At 67.7% G+C, this 20,172-nt stretch carries 21 protein-coding genes; 10 read left to right on the plus strand and 11 right to left on the minus strand.

What is annotated here, in order from left to right; translation table 11 throughout:
• Positions 1–40: 40 nt before the first annotated feature.
• Positions 41–1,213 (plus strand): serine hydrolase domain-containing protein, encoded by a 1,173-nt coding sequence (locus ACXAHD_RS13895; RefSeq protein WP_475050950.1) that lies wholly within the window; start codon positions 41–43, stop codon positions 1,211–1,213.
• 19 nt (positions 1,214–1,232) lie between these two features.
• Here the strand turns inward: ACXAHD_RS13895 and ACXAHD_RS13900 are convergent, their stop codons facing one another.
• Complete coding sequence (locus tag ACXAHD_RS13900) at positions 1,233–2,489, minus strand: DUF2252 domain-containing protein (RefSeq protein ID WP_475050974.1); 1,257 nt, start codon at positions 2,487–2,489, stop codon at positions 1,233–1,235.
• A gap of 389 nt (positions 2,490–2,878) precedes the next feature.
• Here ACXAHD_RS13900 and ACXAHD_RS13905 point away from each other — a divergent pair, with 389 nt between their 5' ends.
• On the plus strand, positions 2,879–4,405 hold the full coding sequence (locus ACXAHD_RS13905) for a hypothetical protein (RefSeq protein WP_475050952.1): 1,527 nt from the start codon (positions 2,879–2,881) through the stop codon (positions 4,403–4,405).
• A 229-nt stretch (positions 4,406–4,634) separates the two neighbouring features.
• Here ACXAHD_RS13905 and ACXAHD_RS13910 read toward each other — a convergent pair whose 3' ends face one another.
• Complete coding sequence (locus ACXAHD_RS13910; protein WP_475050976.1) at positions 4,635–5,249, minus strand: NADH-quinone oxidoreductase subunit B; 615 nt, start codon at positions 5,247–5,249, stop codon at positions 4,635–4,637.
• A 225-nt stretch (positions 5,250–5,474) separates the two neighbouring features.
• Here ACXAHD_RS13910 and ACXAHD_RS13915 point away from each other — a divergent pair, with 225 nt between their 5' ends.
• The 3 genes from ACXAHD_RS13915 (at position 5,475) to ACXAHD_RS13925 (ending at position 7,729) form a co-directional block, all read left to right on the plus strand.
• On the plus strand, positions 5,475–5,951 hold the full coding sequence (locus tag ACXAHD_RS13915; RefSeq protein ID WP_281567227.1) for a hypothetical protein: 477 nt from the start codon (positions 5,475–5,477) through the stop codon (positions 5,949–5,951).
• A gap of 11 nt (positions 5,952–5,962) precedes the next feature.
• A complete protein-coding gene (locus ACXAHD_RS13920) occupies positions 5,963–6,754 on the plus strand; it encodes a hypothetical protein (RefSeq protein WP_281567226.1) in 792 nt (263 codons plus the stop codon).
• An 87-nt stretch (positions 6,755–6,841) separates the two neighbouring features.
• Positions 6,842–7,729 (plus strand): YDG/SRA domain-containing protein, encoded by an 888-nt coding sequence (locus ACXAHD_RS13925; protein WP_281567225.1) that lies wholly within the window; start codon positions 6,842–6,844, stop codon positions 7,727–7,729.
• Positions 7,730–8,102: 373 nt separating this feature from the next.
• Here ACXAHD_RS13925 and ACXAHD_RS13930 read toward each other — a convergent pair whose 3' ends face one another.
• The 5 genes from ACXAHD_RS13930 to ACXAHD_RS13950 all read right to left on the minus strand — a co-directional run bounded on the left by ACXAHD_RS13930 (position 8,103) and on the right by ACXAHD_RS13950 (position 10,145).
• On the minus strand, positions 8,103–8,531 hold the full coding sequence (locus ACXAHD_RS13930; protein WP_281567224.1) for a hypothetical protein: 429 nt from the start codon (positions 8,529–8,531) through the stop codon (positions 8,103–8,105).
• A complete protein-coding gene (locus ACXAHD_RS13935; RefSeq protein ID WP_475050955.1) occupies positions 8,503–9,159 on the minus strand; it encodes a hypothetical protein in 657 nt (218 codons plus the stop codon). Before ACXAHD_RS13935 ends, ACXAHD_RS13930 begins: the two co-directional genes overlap by 29 nt.
• Entirely contained in the window at positions 9,159–9,416 is a 258-nt protein-coding gene (locus tag ACXAHD_RS13940; RefSeq protein WP_281567222.1) for a hypothetical protein, read from the minus strand. Before ACXAHD_RS13940 ends, ACXAHD_RS13935 begins: the two co-directional genes overlap by 1 nt.
• Positions 9,417–9,426: 10 nt before the next feature.
• On the minus strand, positions 9,427–9,690 hold the full coding sequence (locus tag ACXAHD_RS13945) for a hypothetical protein (protein ID WP_281567221.1): 264 nt from the start codon (positions 9,688–9,690) through the stop codon (positions 9,427–9,429).
• A 236-nt stretch (positions 9,691–9,926) separates the two neighbouring features.
• Positions 9,927–10,145 carry a winged helix-turn-helix domain-containing protein gene (locus tag ACXAHD_RS13950; RefSeq protein ID WP_421369810.1) on the minus strand — a complete coding sequence of 73 codons (219 nt, stop codon included), beginning with the start codon at positions 10,143–10,145 and terminating at the stop codon, positions 9,927–9,929.
• A 370-nt stretch (positions 10,146–10,515) separates the two neighbouring features.
• Here ACXAHD_RS13950 and ACXAHD_RS13955 point away from each other — a divergent pair, with 370 nt between their 5' ends.
• The 3 genes from ACXAHD_RS13955 to ACXAHD_RS13965 all read left to right on the plus strand — a co-directional run bounded on the left by ACXAHD_RS13955 (position 10,516) and on the right by ACXAHD_RS13965 (position 14,119).
• Positions 10,516–10,950, plus strand: coding sequence for a DivIVA domain-containing protein (locus ACXAHD_RS13955; protein WP_416551230.1), 435 nt, complete (start codon positions 10,516–10,518; stop codon positions 10,948–10,950).
• Entirely contained in the window at positions 10,947–12,929 is a 1,983-nt protein-coding gene (locus tag ACXAHD_RS13960; RefSeq protein ID WP_475050959.1) for a hypothetical protein, read from the plus strand. Before ACXAHD_RS13955 ends, ACXAHD_RS13960 begins: the two co-directional genes overlap by 4 nt.
• 248 nt (positions 12,930–13,177) lie before the next feature.
• Positions 13,178–14,119, plus strand: coding sequence for a DUF559 domain-containing protein (locus ACXAHD_RS13965; protein WP_281567217.1), 942 nt, complete (start codon positions 13,178–13,180; stop codon positions 14,117–14,119).
• A gap of 71 nt (positions 14,120–14,190) precedes the next feature.
• On the opposite strand, the gene ACXAHD_RS13970 is transcribed toward ACXAHD_RS13965, so the two are convergent.
• Complete coding sequence (locus tag ACXAHD_RS13970; RefSeq protein WP_281567216.1) at positions 14,191–14,514, minus strand: MGMT family protein; 324 nt, start codon at positions 14,512–14,514, stop codon at positions 14,191–14,193.
• A gap of 61 nt (positions 14,515–14,575) precedes the next feature.
• Here ACXAHD_RS13970 and proB point away from each other — a divergent pair, with 61 nt between their 5' ends.
• A complete protein-coding gene (gene proB / locus ACXAHD_RS13975) occupies positions 14,576–15,685 on the plus strand; it encodes a glutamate 5-kinase (protein WP_475050963.1) in 1,110 nt (369 codons plus the stop codon).
• 47 nt (positions 15,686–15,732) lie between these two features.
• The gene (locus ACXAHD_RS13980) at positions 15,733–16,977 is read left to right on the plus strand and encodes a glutamate-5-semialdehyde dehydrogenase (RefSeq protein ID WP_281551934.1); all 1,245 of its coding nucleotides are present in this window, start codon (positions 15,733–15,735) and stop codon (positions 16,975–16,977) included.
• Positions 16,978–17,012: 35 nt separating this feature from the next.
• On the opposite strand, the gene ACXAHD_RS13985 is transcribed toward ACXAHD_RS13980, so the two are convergent.
• The 3 genes from ACXAHD_RS13985 to ACXAHD_RS13995 form a co-directional block, all read right to left on the minus strand.
• Positions 17,013–17,801, minus strand: a complete 789-nt coding sequence (locus tag ACXAHD_RS13985) for a prenyltransferase/squalene oxidase repeat-containing protein (protein WP_281555734.1) — start codon at positions 17,799–17,801, stop codon at positions 17,013–17,015.
• 126 nt (positions 17,802–17,927) lie between these two features.
• The gene (moeZ, locus tag ACXAHD_RS13990; RefSeq protein WP_475050965.1) at positions 17,928–19,088 is read right to left on the minus strand and encodes an adenylyltransferase/sulfurtransferase MoeZ; all 1,161 of its coding nucleotides are present in this window, start codon (positions 19,086–19,088) and stop codon (positions 17,928–17,930) included.
• Between the two features lie 159 nt (positions 19,089–19,247).
• Positions 19,248–20,153: a DUF3152 domain-containing protein gene (locus ACXAHD_RS13995; RefSeq protein ID WP_475050967.1), complete on the minus strand. Its 906-nt coding sequence runs from the start codon at positions 20,151–20,153 to the stop codon at positions 19,248–19,250.
• Positions 20,154–20,172: the final 19 nt, after the last annotated feature.

The following is a 20,172-nucleotide window of genomic DNA, read 5'->3' on the forward strand; positions in this document are numbered from 1 at the left end:
ATGGATCGCCGTTCGGGCCCGACAGCTTTAAGGAGAGCCCATGCCAGTGGTCAATGGCACTGTCGCGCCGGGATACGAGCCGGTCCAGGAGGCATTCCTGGCAAACTTCGAAACCCGGTCCGAGGTCGGGGCCGCCGTCAGCGTCTACCGTCACGGACAGGAGGTGGTCTGCCTGTGGGGCGGGGTCGCCGATCCCACCACCGGCAACGCGTGGCGAAGGGACAACCTCCAGCTGGTCTACTCGGCCACCAAGAGCGCGGCGGTCACCTGCGCGCACCTGCTGGCGCAGCGTGGGCAGCTCGACCTGGACGCACCTGTCGCCGGGTACTGGCCGGAGTTCGCGGCGGCCGGCAAGAGCAACATCCCGGTCCGCTGGTTACTGTCCCACCAGGCCGGACTGCCGGTACTCGACCGGCCGGTCCCGCTGGAGCAGGCGTTGGCCTGGGGGCCGGTCGTCGCCGCGCTGGCGGCCCAGGCACCCGCCTGGCGGCCGGGCACGGCGCACGGCTACCACGGCCTGACCTACGGATGGCTGGTCGGTGAAGTAGTACGGCGCGTCAGCGGCCGAAGCCTCGGCACATACTTCGCCGACGAGATCGCCAAACCACTCGGCCTGGACTTCTGGATCGGCCTGCCCGACACCGAGGCACACCGGGTCGCGCGGACCGTGGAGCAGCCGGCGACCCCACCCGTGTCCGAGGCGGTGCCAGAGCAGCTGCGACAGGTGCTCGCCGCGTACACCGATCCGACATCTCTGGTGGTCCGGTCGATGACGGTGACCGACCCGCCGATCGACCTCACCGATCCGCGCACCTGGGCAGCGGAGATCCCAGCGGTCAACGGCATCTGCACTGCCTCGTCACTGGCCCGCTTCTACGCCGGGCTGATCGGCGAAGTCAACGGTATCCGGATTCTTTACGCGACCACCCTCGCCGCCGCCACCCGCGAACAGGCCAACGGAATCGACCAGGTGCTCATGGTCCCGACCCGACCTGCGCTCGGCTTCGGCCTGCCGCTGCCGGAGCAGCCATGGTGGTCGCCCACCGCCTTCGGCTTCCCAGGCCACGGCGGCTCGCTCGGCTACGCCGATCCGGCCAGCGGCATCGCCTTCGGGTACGTGACGAACGGACTCCGCGTCACGATGGGACCGGACCCTCGAACGACCGCCCTTGTCCAGGCCCTGCGGGACGCGGTGAGCCGGCAACCGGACTGACGGCGACCGGGCCGGCCGGTCAGACCCAGGGCAGCTGGCCGTTGCGGAACAGGTCGACGAAGATCCGGTGGTCGGTGCGGGCGCGGGCACCGTACCGGTGGGCGAAGTCGACCAGGCCCGCGACGAAGCCGGCTTCGTCGGTGTCGACCGCGGCGACGATCGCCTCCTCGGTCGAGTAGTCGACCAGGTCGTGGCTGGACTCGTCGTCGGCGACCGAGTGCATCCGGGCCACCGAGTGGGCCAGGTCGGTGACGATGCCGGTCAGCTCGGCCTGCTCGTTGACGTCGGACCAGTCCAGGTCGGCGGCGTACGGCGACACTTCGGCGACGAGCTGCCCGACCCCGCCGAGTTCGGTGAAGCCGAGCCACGGGTCGGCGTGGGCCTGCAACGCCCGCTGCGATTCGGCGGTCCGGTGGCCCTGGTGGCGGAAGTAGGAGCGGACGCCGTCGTCGTCGACGTGCCGGGCGACGGCCGGCACCTGGGCCTGCTTCAGGTAGACGATGACGTCGTTCTCCAACGCCTGGGTGTGGCCTTCGAGCAGGATGCTGTACGACGGCAGCCCGGCCGAGCCGATGCCGACGCCCTTGCGGAGCACGATGTCCTTGATGTGGGCGGGGTCGGTGCGGCTGCCGTCGGCCCGCTGCGGCAGCGTGGTCAGGTAGTCGGCGAACGCGGCGGTGACCGCGGCCCGGGTGTCGTCGTCGATGGCGTACACGCCGTCGCGGTGGATGAACCGCCGCTCGTAGTCGTTGATGGTGGTGAGGTTCTCGAGCAGACCGACACGGGTGTTGAGCCGGGCTTCCTGCAGCACGTGGCGCAGCACGCCGGTGGCGTTGGCCAGGGTGATCGAGCCGATCGCTTCCTCGCCGCCGGCGACGATGGCCCGCAGTTCCGCCAGGTAGGCGGTGGCGAACGTGCGTACCAGGGCGCTGATGACGTCGTCGGAGAGCGCCTTGGCGTAGCCGATGAGGGCGACGCTGGCGGCGAAGCGCCGCAGGTCCCAGATGAACGGCCCGACATACGCCTCGTCGAAGTCGTTGACGTTGAAGACCAGCTCGCCGGAGCCGTTCATGTAGGTGCCGAAGTTCTCGGCGTGCAGGTCACCATGGATCCAGACGCGGCTGGTCCGCTTGTCGCAGAAGCTGTCGTCGTTGAACGGCCCGCCGGGGTCGGTCTGGTCGGCGTAGAACAGGCAGGCGGTGCCCCGGTAGAACGCGAACGGGCTGGCGGCCATCTTGCGGAACTTGCGCTGGAAGGCGGCCGGGTCGATGGCCATCAGTTCACCGAACTCGGCGGTCAGGATGTCGACGATCTGCGTCGCGCGCTGCGTCTCACTCACGTCCGGGCACGCTACCGCGCGTGGGCAACAGCTCCGCTGAGCGCCGGGTCAGAACCCAGCGGTACGCCGTACCAGGTGCTCGCGCCGGACGGTGCTCCTATCGCCGGCCCCAGGTCGGCCGGCCATCGAGTTGTCCCGGCCCGCCCGAGTATTCTGGCCGCAGGACGGCAGTACCGATCAGTTTCAGCTCATAGGTGATGTCCGTCGGTGGGTGCGGAACTACGAGGCCCGCGCCTGCATCCACCGATTCCAGAACGATCTCGCAAAACCGATCGGACCTCGCCACAGTAGTTGCAAACGGTACAAATCGAGAGTGAGGTGCTGGGATGCAGGTGATGTACTCGGTAGCCGTACGCACCGATGGGGACGCCGAATCCACCTTCGATGCACTGCAACAGCAGGTGGCGTCATGGGCGGTCGGCAGCGAGCCAGCACCCTCAGGATTTTTCTCCGGGCGCGGGACCGCAGTGGTGAATGAGCGAGAGATTCAGTGGGAGTCGATCACCGTAGAGGATTCACCACACCAGCTCTGGAAGTTAGAGATTTGCAGCCCGCTCGGCGAAGGCGGTGAGGCAGAGTTCGTCTGTGCTGTCTCTGTCGCCAAGGCCGACACCTCCACAGGGATGCGCGTCGAACTTGGGCGACGTTCCAAGGTAGCTCGACTGGCTCCGGTTCAAATCGACTTCATAGATCGCCCCCGCCTGATACCGCTTGTCTTAAATTCGGTGCCATGCTACTACGGCGACGAGCAAGTGCGCGCGCAACCGATCCGCGCGCGCGCCAGCGATGTACCAGAAGTTGTTCAAACGCTGACACAATCCTCGCGACGGCTACCAGTCATAATTTTCAGCAGCACCGCCGATGGAAGCCAAGAAGATCGCCTGGCGTCAGCCATGGCAAACAGACTAGCGGGACTTGCTCATGTATTTTTGTTGGAGACATGGCTGGCCCTCGACTCCTTAAACGCGAAAATCTCTACACGGGTTCCCCTACGGGGCGCAAGGCTATTCTGGCCTACGGCAGCCGGTACGACACGAAACCCGTGGTGGACCTCACGACTACTAGAGGACGAACGGGCCGTCAGCGACCGTCTCTTCAACATGCTGTCCCGCCTATCCGTGGCCGCAAACCCACGCGACCAACTTGCTGAAGCTGTCCGAGCAGCCGAGCGGAGGTCGGCCCAGGAGAAGGCCGAGCGAAGGATTCGGGCCGCAGAAAAGAGTGGAGACGTACATCGACTCGTCAACGAACTGCGGGCTCAGATAGTTCAAGAACGAGAAATGTCCGAATTCCTCATTGAGGCAAACGAAGAACTAGAACAGGAGAACCGCGAGCTCCGCACATACAAGGACAATTTCGAGGCCATCTCCCGCCATTATGAATCATCGTCACAGGAGGACGAGCCAACCCTTGAGGAGTTGCAAGTATCGCCAGACTTCCGCGAGCTCTGGTCCGCTCTCGAAGTCGAGTCTGACGGTGCGCTTATTTTCACAGAATCAGCCAAAGAGTCCTGGATCCAGTCAGGCTATCCGTACCGCGAACGAATGCGGAGGACTCTGGAAACCCTGGCAAGGGCGGCCGTCGGCTGGCGCGCGACCACTGGTAGACTCGGAAAAAGCATGGTTACCTGGATGTCAGAGGAATACGGATTGACGTATGCCCCAGACGACGAGGGCATACGTCGCCGGAAGCTCGACACTTTTACGTTCGACGGGTCCAAATTTTCACGGTTGCCGCACATAAAAATCGATGATCGCGTAAGCCCCGATCGAGTAGGTCGCGTCTACTTCGCTATAGATGACGACAGCCAGCGTTGGATCGTAGACCATGTTGGGATAAAACTAGGCATATGAGTTACGAGCGTTCCGGGAAACGAAAACCGCACTGTTCCAGCTGACCCACTCATGACCGAGGGATCCAGCGACAACATAGAAGCCGCACCGCCCATTGCATTGCGCCCAGCATTGTTAATAGCACCTCTAAGCTGGATCCATACTTGATAACTTGCGAGGATGGGACAACAAGGCGGGTTGGCCCATCGGGCAGCGCAGCTCAGGAGCGTCGAGGCCGGCAAGCTGGTGGTCAGCGGGCCGGTGGCTTGACGGCCGGTGCGGTGAGCGCGTCAACCGACTTCGGCAGCGCGGGCGGTGGGCCGGGTCGTGGGTCGCCGGGCGCGGTGGCCGGTTCGGCGGCCAGGTCCGCCGGGGAGGCGAGCGGGTCGGGCCGGTGCACGCCGCCGATGCCGGAGCGCTCGGCGGCGATCTTCTCCTGCAGCCGCAGGATGCCGTGCAGCAGCGCTTCGGGCCGGGGCGGGCAGCCGGGCACGTACACGTCGACCGGGATCAGCTGGTCGACGCCCTTGGTCACCGAGTACGAGTCCCAGTAGGGGCCACCGCAGTTGGAGCAGGCACCGAACGAGATGACGTACTTGGGTTCGGGCATCTGGTCGTAGAGCCGCTTGATCGCCGGCGCCATCCTGTCGGTGACGGTGCCGGAGACGACCATCAGGTCGGCCTGGCGCGGCCCGTGGGCGAACGGGATGACGCCGAGGCGGATGAAGTCGTGCCGGCCCATGCTGGTGGCGATGAACTCGATCGCGCAGCAGGCCAGGCCGAAGTTGAACACCCACAGCGAGTAGCGGCGACCCCAGTTCAGCACGAACCGGATCGGCTCACCGAGCACCGCCGGCACCTGCACCACCGCGCCGCCACCTCCTCCGGGTCGCTCCGAGTACGTGCGACCCAGTCAACCACATCACCCGCCCCGAGCCCGCGCATTCATCGGGCCACGTCCACAGACGACACGAAACGGGGCATCGCGGGGAGTAGTTGTGCAGTAACCTAAGCCAGATCGACGCTGGCGATCGCTGGTCCGCCAAGGTCGCCTCCCCTCCCCGCCACTCCCCTGGACCGGTGAGCATCGTTGAGCAGGCAAGCCTCCCCGCTGGCTACGCACGCGAACCTGGGCAGCCTCCTGTCACCCGCCGCCTCCGCAACGACCGTCGGGGGCATCTCCTGGAGGCAGAAGCCCGGCCTCGACAAGGAAGGCCTGGTCCAGGTCCGGATCGCCATCAAGCATCTTGCGCCGTGCGTCCTGCGGATGACGGTCCATCCGCTGCGGCCGAGCGAGCCCTACCTGCAGTACCTCGTCGGCGCTGGTCGTGACGGGTTCTCGGCTCGGCGGCTATGCGTCAACCACACGCACCGGCCCATCGAGGGCACTCACAAGCATCGGACAGAGCCGGCGATTGGCGATGAAGTCGCCTATAAGCCTACGGACATCCCCGAGGTGCCGTTGGCACCTCGGGTCGCTCCGGGCGTCCACCGTGCGATATTTGAAGCGTTCGCGGCAGAGTGCTTCGTTGAACTGGGTACCGACTTCACCTGGGTAGAGCCGTGATGGGGGTGGCGATGAACAGCGAAACCGTCGTAGGCGCGATCTTGCGGGCGGTCAACGACCAGAGCGTCACCCAGGCGTACGGCGACGGCCTGCTCATCGACCTGCCGCTCACCTACGGCGACGGCGACGCGGTGCGACTCCTCGTGGAGCCGATCGGCGACGGTTACCGCGTCTCCGATCGCGCCACAGCGACCACTCTGCTGTCGATGGCCGGCGTCAAGTTCGACGATGGGCGCCCTGCGGAGGCGATCGCCGAAGCAGCCCGCCTGTCCGGGCTGAACGGCTTCGACGCCGTGCCCGGCGAGTTGGCCACCTACGGCTCCAAGGAGACGTTGGGCGAACTGGTCCTGGCCGTCGCGCAGGCGTCGATGCGGGTGGACCAGCTGCGATGGCTGGCGGTGAAGCAGCCGCCGGTGCGCTTCCCGGACAGAGTCGTCACCCGAATCAAGGCGTGGGCTACCAACGACGGTCGACAGGTGCGGCGCGAGGCACCGGTACGACTGACCTCAGGTCGGCAGCGGCCCGTCACCGTGCAGGTGTCGTCCGCCAACAAAGCCGCGTACGTGCAGGCGGTGAGCGGGCGCGACCAGGAGCAGGCTGCCGAGCACTGCTACCACATCTTCAGCCTGTCCGAGGTGCCCAAACAGCAGCGCATCGCAGCCCTCGACGGGACACAGGACGACTGGTCGCCTGCCATCGTCCGCGAGCTGAGGTCCGTCAGCGACGTCGAGTTCTTCGCCACCCCCCACAAGCTGGAGCAGCGCATCGACATCGTCGTGCCTCCATCCCTGCAGCACAGCTGACTACGCCAGCCTTGAACCTCCGGCGCAGCCACTTGCCAGAATCGAATCGTCTTCACATTCCCGTCCGCATGTCCTACTCTGCCGGCTATGGCGGAGCGGACGTACGGCGAGATTCCCGGTTACCCACCCGGCTCAACGTTCGCTAACCGCACCGAGCTCGCAGCGGCCAAGGTCCACCGGCCACTTCAGGGCGGCATCTGCGGCGGGCAGGATGGAGCAGAGTCTATCGTCGTCTCCGGCGGCTACGTCGACGACGAGGACTACGGCAACGAGATCGTGTACACGGGCCAGGGCGGCAACGACCCTCGAACTAAGCGCCAGATCGCGCATCAAGAACTCACGCGTGGAAACCTGGGGCTCGCCAGGAGCCAACTTGAGGGCTACCCCGTCCGCGTGATTCGTGGTGCCGGAGGGGACGAGATGCACTCGCCCGAGGTCGGTCTCCGTTATGACGGACTCTTCCGAGTGGTTGACTACTGGAAAGACGTCGGGACCGACGGGTACACTATTTGGCGCTTTCGCTTGGTGACTTACGAGAGCTTGGACTTACCCGGGATCCTCGCTCCGCTGGAGACGTCCACCCGCACCACTCGGGTTGAGGCCACAATCAAACGGCTCGTTAGAAGTGCCACTGTCGCGGCGGAGGCCAAGCGTCTTCATGACTACACATGCCAGATCTGCGGAATCAAGCTGGTGACCCCCGCCGGACCATACGCGGAAGCCGCACACATCAAGCCCCTCGGGAAGCCACACAACGGTCCAGACGTCCTCAGCAACGTCCTCTGCCTCTGCCCGAACCATCACATACTGTTCGACAACGGAGCCCTTCGAATTGACCCGAGTGGTCGAGTCATAGACACCATGAGTAATACGTTTGTCGTTGACCTGCAGCAGACCGACAAACACCCACTCAACTGGTCTTTGATCGAATATCACCGAAATATTCGTCTGGCCGACGAGCAGGTCGAAGATTAGGAGCCGAAAGGCCTCCTGCGCAACTACATAACGAAGTCCGGACTACACGAAAGCCAGCCCAGTCACACCGTTAGGACTTAGCCAAGGAGCCCTCGGTACTCGGATGTAGCCTTGCTAGCTTGCCGCACAAGTTTCGTGGCCTCCGTCAAGCGCTGTTTACTCTGCTCGCAACGGGTAGTTGCAGCTTGAACCAGCGGATGTCCAGCGGTAGACGAGACAGATCGCAGCATGACGAGCATTCTTTCGATCTCGTCGATCGCACCCTGAATTCGGGCGACGACCTTGGCTGTCTGCTCCTCGGAAATGGCAAGCCCGGCTTTGACTTCTTGGATGTTGGCCAACAGTCACCTTTCAGTCCACCATCTCGACGATCTCATCGGGCCGCCAGGCGCTCGGCCTTGCGCAGGAGATCGTCGAGATCGCTGTCTGTCATATCTAGGTCGGCGACCGCATGATGGATGGCTACAATTTGCGTCTTGGGCAACTCCAGCGCCGACACATTCAATTCGGCTGCCGGGTCCAGAGCAGCTCGAATCGCAGCTTCCGCAACACTTGGGTCAACTTGGGCCGCAACGGGGTTCGCAGCTCGCATATCTGCGACAAATTGGATCACCGCACTTTGGCTCCACTTGCCCCCGAACCTACGATCGATGGCGTAGTAGAAGACCGCAGCCAGGTACGAGGCGAAACCGTCGCCCCAGCCCTCTTCGTCGAGCAGGCGCTCGATCCGGTCGTTCTCCTCGTGGTCATCGCGCACGAACGTGCGGACATACTCAACTATCTCCGGCTTGATCTCGGTCATTTTTCTTCGCTTTCGAGTTCCTAAGTTTCCTGATAAATGAATGGACGATCAACCCTGCGCCGGTCAACGCGATAACGACGTCAGCGACAGGGTGTTGAGAATCTTGCACCCTTGGCTGCAGGAAAGGATTCTGGCCAGGTGCAACGGTGCCCGAATGAGTGTCCCCAGGTTTCACAAGATCCTTGATCGCAGAGGCAATGTCGCGCGCCAGCTGCTCGCCTTGCTTGATTTCTCCCTCTTTTTCCCCGACGCCGTTGACCAGCTTACGATGAAGCTGCTCAGCACGGGATTCCTGCGCCAGCGCCTCCTCGGCCAGCCGTTCACCGTCCGGCATCCCGTCAGCAATGCTAAATCGCCAACCGGGTGCGACAACCTTGAAATACGCCTCGTACTGGGCGCGAGCAGCGTCAAGAAGGTTCGCATATCGCCCGCACTTGTCTGCCGCGATCTGCGCCTCGGCCATCGCTCGACGCACTTTTGGGTCGGTAGCACCTTGAGCCGTACGCTCGTAGATATCTCGGGCCTGTTCAGCGTCAGCCGCGGCCCGTCTCGCTCGCACGGCAGCCTCGGCAAGTTGATTAAAAGCTGCCTGAACCTGGACAAGGACAGGTTCCATGCTTGCGGTCACTATATCTGACCTCGGTACTCGTCTGCCAGCTCGATGGCACAATCGAATCTACGGACAGTCCGTTCGATTTCCTGCGCCGCAGCGATGAAAGTTTTGCTGGCCGCAACAACTTCATCTTTTCCGCTGTCGTGGCAAGCACTTTCGGCTAGGGCTTTTCCTTCCGCAACAACCTCGGTGGCACCCAGGAAGGTGCCGCGAGCTCTGACCATTAGAGTGTTCGCCTCAACAAGCGCTGCTTTGACGTCGTCGACACTCATCGCCGATGCCTCAGCCGAGCCGATCCCCGTAGTTGCGGGTGGCCTCGTTCGCTCCGTAGATCAGGTTGGAAACTTCATGGAGATACTTCAAGCTCTGCTCGCAGGCATTGATGGCCGCATCGATGTGGGGGTGTCCCGTGCCAGCGCCGACCACACGCACGTCACCCATGATCCCTTCGAGCATCTCCCTCGCGGCACGAATCTCTTGGATGGTCGCGCCGCCGTGTGCCATGGCCTGGGCTAGACCGGCCTTGACCTCGTGGATGCTGGCCATCCGGTTCCTCCCATCGGCCTACGCTCAGGGATGCATCTCGAGGCACCCGAGCCGTTGGTCCACACTATCGGAGGCTGCGAACCAGTGCCGCCCCCGCTACGAGCGCTCCCACGGCTTGTCATTGGGCCTGCCGACGTAGACGAGATCGGGCCCTGCGATCATTCCGCTGATCGTCCAGGCCACGCTGCAAGCATCACGGCGATGTCATCGGAGGAGCCAGCCGCGTAGCCGGAGTCCTACTTGGGTTCGGCGACGAAGACTCCAACGCCATGGGCGCTCTCGACAAGGCCCTCCGTGCGCAGGGCATGCATGGCGTAGCGGATCACCGAGTCCGAGACGTTGTGCTCGGCCTTGAGCTGGGCAGTTGACGGGAGCTTGTCGCCGGGCCGCAGCTCGCCGCTCTTGATCTGAGCGCGAATGTGGTCGGCAAGCTTCTCCCACTTGGTGGCGGGCATGGTCACTCCTTGGTCTCCACCCGCCATGAGATCACGCTGACAGCTCAGGCAGCAAGATGCCGGTACAGCGAACTAGTGGTGTTGACTTAAGCGAACTACTTCGCTTAGGTTCCTCGGTGCGAGGTTTCCTCCTTGGTCTCCAACCTCAGAGGACGCCACGTGGCCGGTCGGGGCGGTCAGCGGGTAACGCCGTTGGGCGTCCCGGCCCCGAAGGTTTGCCCTGGTCGCCGTACTGCCGAGGAGAGCTGCGGCGATCGGGGTGGGGGTGGCCCCGCCGGGATCGGCAAGCGGCAGGGCCACCCCCCGTCCAGACACCCACGACACCGCGAGACCCGAACACCAGCAGCGAAGGAATGGGGAGGAACACGTGATGCGAGAGCTTTGGCGACGCTGGCGGCTGCGCCGGCAACGCCGCACGATGGCCGGCACACCACCACGTGACTGGCCGAACGGCAGCGGCGTCTACCGCGTACCCGCCGACGGTCGCAGCCGTAACCAGCGGCCCGCCGCGTACCGGCCGATCCGGCCCTGGCAGATCCGCGCCCACCGCTTCCCGACCGTCACCCGCAAGGCGCACGGACCCGGCCTGGACCCCGGCGAAGTCGCCGCCTTCCTCGAACGGGTCGCCCACGACCTCGGCGTCGTCTACGCCGAACTTGACCGCACCTACGAGCAGAACGACCGGATCAAGGACGCGCTCCGCCGCTGGCAGACCAGCCAGGCCCGCGCCGCGCAGGCCGCCGTCAACCTGCCCGCCTGGACCGGCGCCGGCACCCCCACCGCCAGGTACGCGGGGCAGTCGTGACCCACGACCCGACCCCGCACCACACTGTCACCGTCGTCAGCTGCCCCCGCTGCGACGGCAGCCCCGCCGCAGCGTGCCCGCGCTGCGGCGGGGCGGGCAAACGCCGCGCCCAGTTCGTGCTCACCGTCGCCAACATCGACACCGCCGCCGTCGCGTCGGCGAACGTCGTACCCGGCGCGGTCACCCCGACCCGCACCGACGACGGCCGCTTCTGGTGCCTCGACCTGGCACCCGTCATCGACGACCTCGCCGCCCGGGTCGGCGCCGCCCACGTCTACGACCCCGAACTACCCGGCGAACCCATCTTCGCCCCGTGGGCGGAGCTGCCCGCCGGCTGGCAGCCCGACCTGCCCGACCACCAACGGCACGCCCTCGAAGCCGGGCCGATCGCCGGCGAAGGCTACGAACCATGGCGAATCTGGTACGGCCGCACCGCCGCCCCACCACCGCCCGACCCGGCCCGCCGCCTCGGCGAACTCTGCGAAACCGCCGAACTGCTCTGCCTCGACCTGGTCGTCGAAGCCCGCCGCGACTCGTTCGCACCCGACAGCGACCGCTTCCGCTGGGACGTCCGCTTCGAACTGCCCGGCAGCCCGGTCCCCGCCGGCACCGGCCGCTACGGCAGCTTCGCCGAGGCCGCCACCCGGGTCAGTGTCGCCCGCGCCTGCTACGAGCTGGTCGACCGCAGCCAGCACGCCCCCGCCCACTACGTGACCCCACGCCCGGCCAACGGCATCAGCCTCGGCCCGCCGCCGGTCGACGTCGACCAGCTCGAACGTCGCATCGTCGCCGACTGCACCGCCGTGCTCACCGGCGAGCCGACCCCCGGCGCGCACGCCATCTGGCGCGACGGCCGCTGGTGGCACACCACCCTGCGCACCACCAGCACCGACACCAGCACCAACACCGACGCCGACACCGATACCGCCGTCCGGCTGGCCCGCTCCTGGCAGCCACCCCCACCATCGTGGCAGGGACCGCCGATCCCGCACCGGCGCTGCCCCGACTGCACCCACCTGCCCCATTGGGAAGACTGCGACTGCGAACCGATCGGTGGCTGCCGCACCTGCGGCGGCACCCACCGCATCTACCACGGTGCGACCGTCACCATCGCCGCCGGCCGCCGCCGGGTCCGTCACCTCAACTGGCCACCCCTCGGCGGTACGCCGCCAGCCGCACCGCCCTGGATCGGCTACCACCCCAACGGCAAAGCCATCCACCAGCTCCCACCGGAGTACCAGCTCACCCACCATCTCACCGCGCTCGGCCTCGACCCGACCGAGCTGGCCACCCTCGACGGCCTCACCATGCACCTGCGGGACCACGAACTGCTGCACGGCTACGCCACCGTGCACCGGCCCGGCGGCGACCCGATCACGGCGTACCTCGAAAATGTCACCAACGGGCACCCCGGCGGCCGGATCCTGCTGCGCGCCAGCCCACCGAAGGTGCCGCCCCTGGCCACAGTGGTCAAACTGGCGTACGCCCTCGGCCTGACCCTGGTCGTCTCCGTCGCCGACCACCGCCGCAACGACGGCATCCCGTACCAGGTGCAGGGCCTGCGCTGGGGGATCCGCTTCGCCCCACCCGACACCACCACAGACTTCGACCGCTGGAACCCCGGGGCACACCAGCCCAGCCTGCCGAAGGCGATCGCGCAAGCCCTGGAGTTCCTTCGCAACGCCAGCGACGTCACCGTGCCCACCGACCCGACGACCCCGGTCCCCGCACCGACCAACCTCGACGACCACGCGGGTGAGCCCGGCGGCGCAGGCGATGCCCGGCCCGACAACGGCACGCCCGACCCGGTGCCGGCGCTCACCGCACTCGCCACCCACCACCCCGGCACCGCCGTCACCGTCCTGCTCACCCCACGGCGATGCGAAGTCCACCTGCCCGACGGCCCGCACCACACGAAGCTGATCGCCACCGCCGCCACCCTCGACGGAGCGGTCACCGCGGTGACTGCCGACATCTGACCCGACGCCGCCGGATCGGCGCCACCAGCGGGAGACCGCGCCGACCCCACCCGCAGGCGGGGCAGTCACCAGTCACCGTCATCGACTGCCCCGCCTGCACCAAACCACCGCCGGCTCCCGCCCCTCCACCGTCCTCACCGGGCCGGAGCCTCCCAGCAGCCCACTCCCCCTCACTCTTGAGTCGGATTCGCGACCAGATCGACAATCGGGGCAGCGAAGCATGCCGGTGTGCCGGCAAGCTCTGCCGGATGGCCCGCCCCGTCAAGGTGCCCCGCGAGTTGACCGTCGAACCGTTCGCCGGCAGCCAGGCAGTCGCCGCCGGCCTGCTCACCAAGCGGATGCTCGCCGGCCCGACCTGGCGCCGCCTGCTCCACGACGTCTACGTGCATGCCGACGCGTACCACCCGAACGACCACCGGATGTGGTGCCTCGCCGTCGCGGTCCGTCTCCCACCCGTCGCGACTATCTACGGACTGAGCGCCGCCTTCCTCTGGGGCGTCGACTTGCTGCCGCACAAGGGCACGGTGCCAGCACCCGTGCACGTCGCCGTACCGAGCAAGGCTCGACCGGACCCGCACCCCCGCATCCGGTACGCCAACCTGGCCCTCGACTGGGAGCATGACGTCACTTCCCTCACCGGGATACCCATCACCACCGGGGTCCGGACCGCCTTCGACCTGGGTAGGAGGCTGCCAAGGGCCGACGCGCTCGTCGCCCTGGACGCGCTCCTGCGCCGCCGGACCTGCACCAAGGCCCAACTGTCGGCGTACGTCGACGCCCACCCGGGGCTACGGCAGGTCAAGCAACTCCGCGACCTGCTGAACCTCGCTGAGCCGTTGAGCGAGTCACCGATGGAGAGCCGGCTCCGGCTGCTGCTGCACGACGCCGGCCTGCCGAAGCCCACCCCGCAGTTCAAAGTCGTCACCCCGACGACCAGCTCAACAGACTCAACAGGTAGCGGGAAGTTCATCGCCCGGGTCGACCTCGCGTACCCGCAGTGGCGCATCGCCATCGAGTACGAAGGCGACCATCACCGGGAGCAAACCACCTTCCGCAAGGACGTGTACCGGTTCAACGCTTTGCGGGCCGCCGGTTGGCTGGCGCTACGCTTCACCGCCGACGACGTACTCCGGCGAAGCGAACAAATCCCCCAAACAGTACGGCAGGCGATCGCCGAGCGGGCCGGGTGACCGCGTCTAGTGGAGGGCTGGGGTACGTCATTCTCCCGGAGTTACGTACCCCAGCCCTCCACTCGCGGGTCTCACCCGCCGTACTGCGGCGGGTACCAGGCGGCGGCCTTCATGTCGACGAAAACGCCGTCGGCGCGCAACGGGCAACCCTCGGCGTGCAGCAAAGCAGAGGCGCGCTCCTCATGCCCCGGCGGCAGCCGGCCGGCCGAGGAAACCACCCTGTGCCAGGGGACGGCGGAGCCGTACCGCGCCATGATGTTCCCGACCAGGCGGGCAGAACAACGCCCGGAAAGCTCAGAAAGCGCGTCGGCGACCGCGCCGTACGACATGACCTTCCCAGGTGGGATGCGTTCGACGAGCGCCAGCACTTCCTCCACGTACTCCTGCGGGGTCACGCGCGCCACGATATGAGATCTCGCGCCAGGCGTCGCCGGGCAGGGAAGCAGAATGGGGCTCGTGCGTGCCGCAGTTACCCAGGCGAAGCGGGTCGTCGTCAAGATTGGCTCCTCCTCCCTCACGACAGCGGAGGGCGGCCTCGACGGCGACCGGGTCGACGCCCTCGCCGACGTCCTCGCCTCCCTCACGGCGCAGGGCAGGGAGGTTGTGCTCGTCTCCTCCGGGGCGATCGCGGCCGGGCTCGCGCCACTCGGGCTGACCCGACGCCCGAATGACCTGGCCACCCAGCAGGCGGCGGCCAGCGTCGGGCAGGGGCTGCTGATCGGCCGGTACGCCGCCAGCCTGGCCCGGCACGGTCTGACGACCGGCCAGGTGCTGCTCACCGTCGACGACGTGACGAGGCGGGTGCACTACCGCAACGCGTACCGGACGTTGCGCAAGCTGCTCGACCTCGGCGCGATCCCGATCGTCAACGAGAACGACACCGTCGCCACCGACGAGATCCGGTTCGGCGACAACGACCGGCTGGCCGCCCTGGTCGCCGCCCTGGTCCACGCCGACCTGCTGGTGCTGCTCTCCGACGTCGACGCGCTCTACACCGGCGACCCGGCGAAGCCGGCCAGTGAACGGATCACCGAGGTACGCGACGCCGCCGACCTGGCCGGGGTGGCGATCGGCAAGGCCGGGCGGGCCGGGGTCGGCACCGGCGGCATGGTGACCAAGGTCGAGGCGGCCCGGATCGCCACCGGCTTCGGTATCCCGGTGGTCCTCACCGCCGCCCCGCTCGCCGCCGAAGCACTGCGCGGTGAAGCGGTCGGCACCCTGTTCCACCGGGTGGAGCGCCGGCCCGCTGCCCGGCTGTTCTGGCTGGCGCACGCCACCGCACCCCGTGGCCGACTGCACCTGGACCCCGGCGCGGTGCAGGCGGTGGTGGCCCGCCGCAAGTCGCTGCTGCCGGCCGGGATCACCGCCGTCGACGGCACCTTCACCGCCGGCGACCCGGTCGACCTGGTCGACGCGGCGGGTGCGCCGGTGGCCCGTGGGCTGGTCAACTACGACGCGGTGGAGTTGCCGACGCTGCTGGGCCGGTCCACCGGCGAGCTGGCCGCGGCGCTGGGGCCAGGATACGAGCGGGAGGTCGTGCACCGTGACGACCTGGTGCTCCTATGACCACACGACATTCGAGTGACCACACGACATTCGAGGAGAAGCTGACCATGAGCGTGACCGAGCAGGCCAAGCGGGCGCGGGTGGCCGCCGACGAGCTGGTCACCGCGACCCGGGCGGCCAAGGACGCCGGGTTGCTGGCGATGGCCGATGCGCTCGTCGCCCGTACCGCCGAGATCGTGGCCGCGAACGCGGCCGACCTGGACGCCGGACGGGCCAACGGCCTGTCGACGGCGATCCTGGACCGCCTCGCGCTCAATGAGAAGCGCATTGAGGACATGGCGCAGGCGTTGCGGGAGATGGCCGGGCTGGCCGACCCGGTCGGCGAGGTGGTGCGCGGTTCGACGCTGCCGAACGGTCTGGAACTGCGGCAGGTGCGGGTGCCGTTCGGGGTGGTCGGCATCATCTACGAGGCGCGGCCGAACGTGACCGTCGACGCCGCCGGGATCTGCCTGAAGTCGGGCAACGCGGCGCTGCTGCGCGGCTCGTCGTCGGCGGCGCACTCCAACGCGATCCTCGTCGAGGTGCTGCGGGACGCACTGGCCGGCGTCGGACTGCCGGCCGACGCGGTGCAGCTGCTGGACGCCTCGTCGCGCGACTCGGTCAAGGAGCTGATGCGGGCGCGCGGCCTGGTCGACGTGCTGATTCCGCGCGGCGGGGCGGACCTGATCCGCACCGTGGTCGAGGAGTCGACGGTGCCGGTGATCGAGACCGGTGTCGGCAACTGCCACGTGTACGTCGACGCCGCCGCCGACCTGGACAAGGCCCTCGCCGTGGCGGTCAACTCGAAGACGCAGCGGCTGTCGACCTGCAACACCGCCGAGTCGCTGCTGGTGCACGTGGACGTGGCGGCGGCGTTCCTGCCGAAGCTGCTGAAGGAACTGCGTAACGCGAATGTGACCGTGCACGGCACCCCGGAGGTCGCGGCGTTCTCGGCCGACGTGGTGCCGGCCACCGACGACGACTTCGCCACCGAGTACCTGTCGGCGGACATCTCAGTCGCCGTCGTCGACTCACTCGACGCGGCGGTGACGCACATCAAGCGGTACGGCACCGGGCACACCGAGGCGATCGTCACCGACTCGGCGAGCGCCGCCCGGGAGTTCGTCGCCCGGGTCGACGCGGCCGCGGTGATGGTGAACGCGTCGACCCGGTTCACCGACGGCGGGCAGTTCGGCTTCGGCGCGGAGATCGGCATCTCCACGCAGAAGCTGCACGCCCGTGGGCCGATGGGGCTGCCGGAGCTGACCTCGACGAAGTACGTGGTCACCGGCGACGGCCACCTGCGCGGGTAACCCCACCCGACGGCGGGCGCGCACCGGGAGGCCGGTCAGCGGCAGGCGCGGATCGCGGCCAGGACGACGTGCACCTCGAACGGGTCGCCCGCGTCGCTGTCCCAGCCTCCGTCGCTGCGCTGGGTGGCGGCCAGCCGACGGCGGGCGTTGGTGAGCAGCCAGTCGTCGTCGGCCAGGCCGGCCCGGCGCAGCGCGGCGGCCAGCTGGGCGACGTCGCCGGGGGCCATGGTGGCGAGCCGGTCGTTGAGCACCACCTGCATCCGGGCCGACTCGTAGAACATGGTCTGCCGGTAGAGGGTGGCGGCGGCCAGCCAGCCGGCCAACAGGTACGACGGCCAGGTGCCGTCCGGGCGCATCTGGGCAGCCAGGTAGTGGGCGGCGCGCTGTGCGGCGGCGCGGTGGCCGGGGTCGCCGGCGCCGTCGGTGTCGGCGACGCTCAGCCAGTAGCCGGCGTTGGCGGTCAGGTAGTAGGTGGCTTCCGGGTCGCCGGGCCGTGCCCAGTCGGGTGCCTCGGCGGCCAGGCTCTCGTCCTCTTCCCAGCTGCCGTCGGCCCGTTGCCGGCCGGCCAGCCAGTCGAGCGCCTTGCGGGCCGGTGGCCGGTCGAGCGCACCGAGGTCGTCCAGTTCGGCGAGCCGGAAGCAGGTGGCGTCGACCGAGGCGACGTCGCCGGCCCAAAAGGCGGGCCAGCCGCCGTCCGGCGCCTGCCCGACCTCGGCGCTGGTGAGTGCGTCGGGCTGCGGGGCGGTCCCGGTCCGCAACCAGGACAGCCGGGCCCGGTCCACGGTGTCGCCGTGCGCGACGACGAACCCGATGGCGGCATCCATATCGACCACGGACGACAGGCTACCGCCGGGTCCGGCGGTCCGCCTCGGTAACTCAGTCAAGGTCAACTAGCCGGCCGGGGACCGGTGACCGCCGGCCAGGGAGGCGGGCGGCCACCGGCCGCTGGATCAGTAGCTGGGCAGTGACGGGTCGATCTGCTTGACCCAGGAGAGCACCCCGCCCTGGACGTGCACGGCGTCGGCGAAACCGGCGGCCTTGACCGTGGCAAGGGCCTCGGCCGACCGTACGCCGGACTTGCAGTGCAGCACGATCTGCCGGCCCTGCGGCAGCTTCGCCAGGGCCTCGCCGTTGAGGAACTCGCCCTTGGGGATCAACGTCGAGCCGGGGATCTTGACGATCTCGTACTCGGCCGGCTCCCGGACGTCGATCAGGAAGAAGTCCTTGCCGGCGTCCTGCCAGTCCTTCAGCTCGCGGGCGGTGATGGTGGAGTCGACGACCGCCTCCTCGGCCTCGGTCGACACCGCGCCGCAGAAGTCGTCGTAGTCGATCAGGCCGGTGATCGGCTCGCCGTTCGGGTCCTTGCGGATCTTGATGACCCGGTAGGTCATCTCCAGGGCGTCGTAGACCATCAGCCGACCGAGCAGCGGATCACCGATGCCGGTGATCAGCTTGATCGCCTCGGTGACCATGATCGACCCGATCGAGGCGCAGAGCACGCCGAGCACGCCGCCCTCGGCGCAGGACGGCACCATGCCGGGCGGCGGCGGCTCCGGGTAGAGGTCCCGGTAGTTCGGGCCATGCTGGTCCCAGAAGACGCTGACCTGGCCGTCGAACCGGTAGATCGACCCCCACACGTACGGCTTGCCGAGCAGTACGCAGGCGTCGTTGACCAGGTAGCGGGTGGCGAAGTTGTCGGTGCCGTCGAGGATCAGGTCGTACTGGCCGAAGATGTCGAAGACGTTGTCGTTGTCCAGCGACACGTCGTGGATCTGGATGTTGACGTACGGGTTGATCTCCCGCACCGACGAGGCGGCCGACTCGGCCTTGGACCGGCCGATGTCCGACTGGCCGTGGATGATCTGACGCTGCAGGTTCGACTCGTCGACGGTGTCGAAGTCGACGATGCCCAGCGTCCCGACACCGGCCGCGGCCAGGTACATCAGGGCGGGTGAGCCGAGCCCGCCGGCGCCCACGCAGAGCACCTTGGCGTTCTTGAGGCGTTTCTGGCCGTCGACCCCGACATCCGGGATGATGAGGTGCCGCGAGTAGCGGCGGATCTCATCGACGGTCAGCTCGGCGGCGGGTTCGACGAGCGGGGGCAACGACACGGTGAACTCCCCGGGATCGGCAATGCTGGCTGCGCTATTGTTGCTCGCTCCGCGCCGACTCGGCCATGAGTAGCGACACCGCCCGCCATCCGGGATCCGGGAATAGCCGTTCCCCGTGCGGATCGGCACCTGGCACTGTCGCCCGGTCACGGTCATCGGTCAGGTCATCGGTGGTCCGGTGTACCGCTCGCCGTCCAGGTACGGCCAGCCGTTGGCCACACAGCCCTGCATCCCGTACGTCTGCTGCTGCATCACCGGAGCGGGGCGGCCGGGTGCCGGGCACAGTTCGTGGCCCATGCCGAACTGGTGACCGACCTCGTGGTTGATCACGTAGGCGCGGTACTCGGCGAGTGTCCCGTCGTAATGCGGCACCGCCTCCAGCCAACGTGCCAGATTGATGATCACCTGACCGGGCAGCCGGCACGAGGTGTACTTCTCGGTGGTCAGCCCACCGAGCGCGCACATCTGCTCCGAGGTGCCCGGGGTGGCCAGGTAGATGGTGAACTCGGCGGCGTCGACCCGGGACACCCGCTGCAGCCGGAACTGCCGGGAGGCGATCCAACTGCGTCCGTCGCCGAGCGTCGCGTCGACGATCGCCGCGAACTCGTCGGCGCGCTGGCCGGTCCCGTCCTCGACGGCGACCCGGAACCGACGGAGTTCCCCGGCCCAGCCGAGCAGTGGGCCGGTCCCGGTGAGGTAGCCGAACGTACCCGGCCCGGTCTCCGGGTAGCTGGCTGGCGACGGGGCCGGTGGCAGACCGGCGCCGTCCGACGGTGCGCTGCCGGCGGGTGCCACCCCGCCGCCGGGGCCGGGCTCGTGTACCGCCGCCGCCAGCAGCCCGGTGGCGCCGGAACCGGCTCGTAGGACGTCGGTGACGATCAGCGCCGCCGCCATCGTCACCAGGATGAGTGCCCCGGCCCGGCGACGTCGGCGACGCGCCGTCCATTGACGCGCCGCCCGTCGACGCTCCGGCCGGTGATCCCGCTGACGGTCCGGCCCCTGGCGGTCCGGCCGGTTGCCCGGCCGGCGGTCCGGCTCCTCGGTGACTCGTCGTCGGTCGTGCATCGTGGCCCGCCCCTCATGG

The sequence above is a fragment of the Micromonospora sp. ABR4_055 genome, from assembly GCF_056160425.1.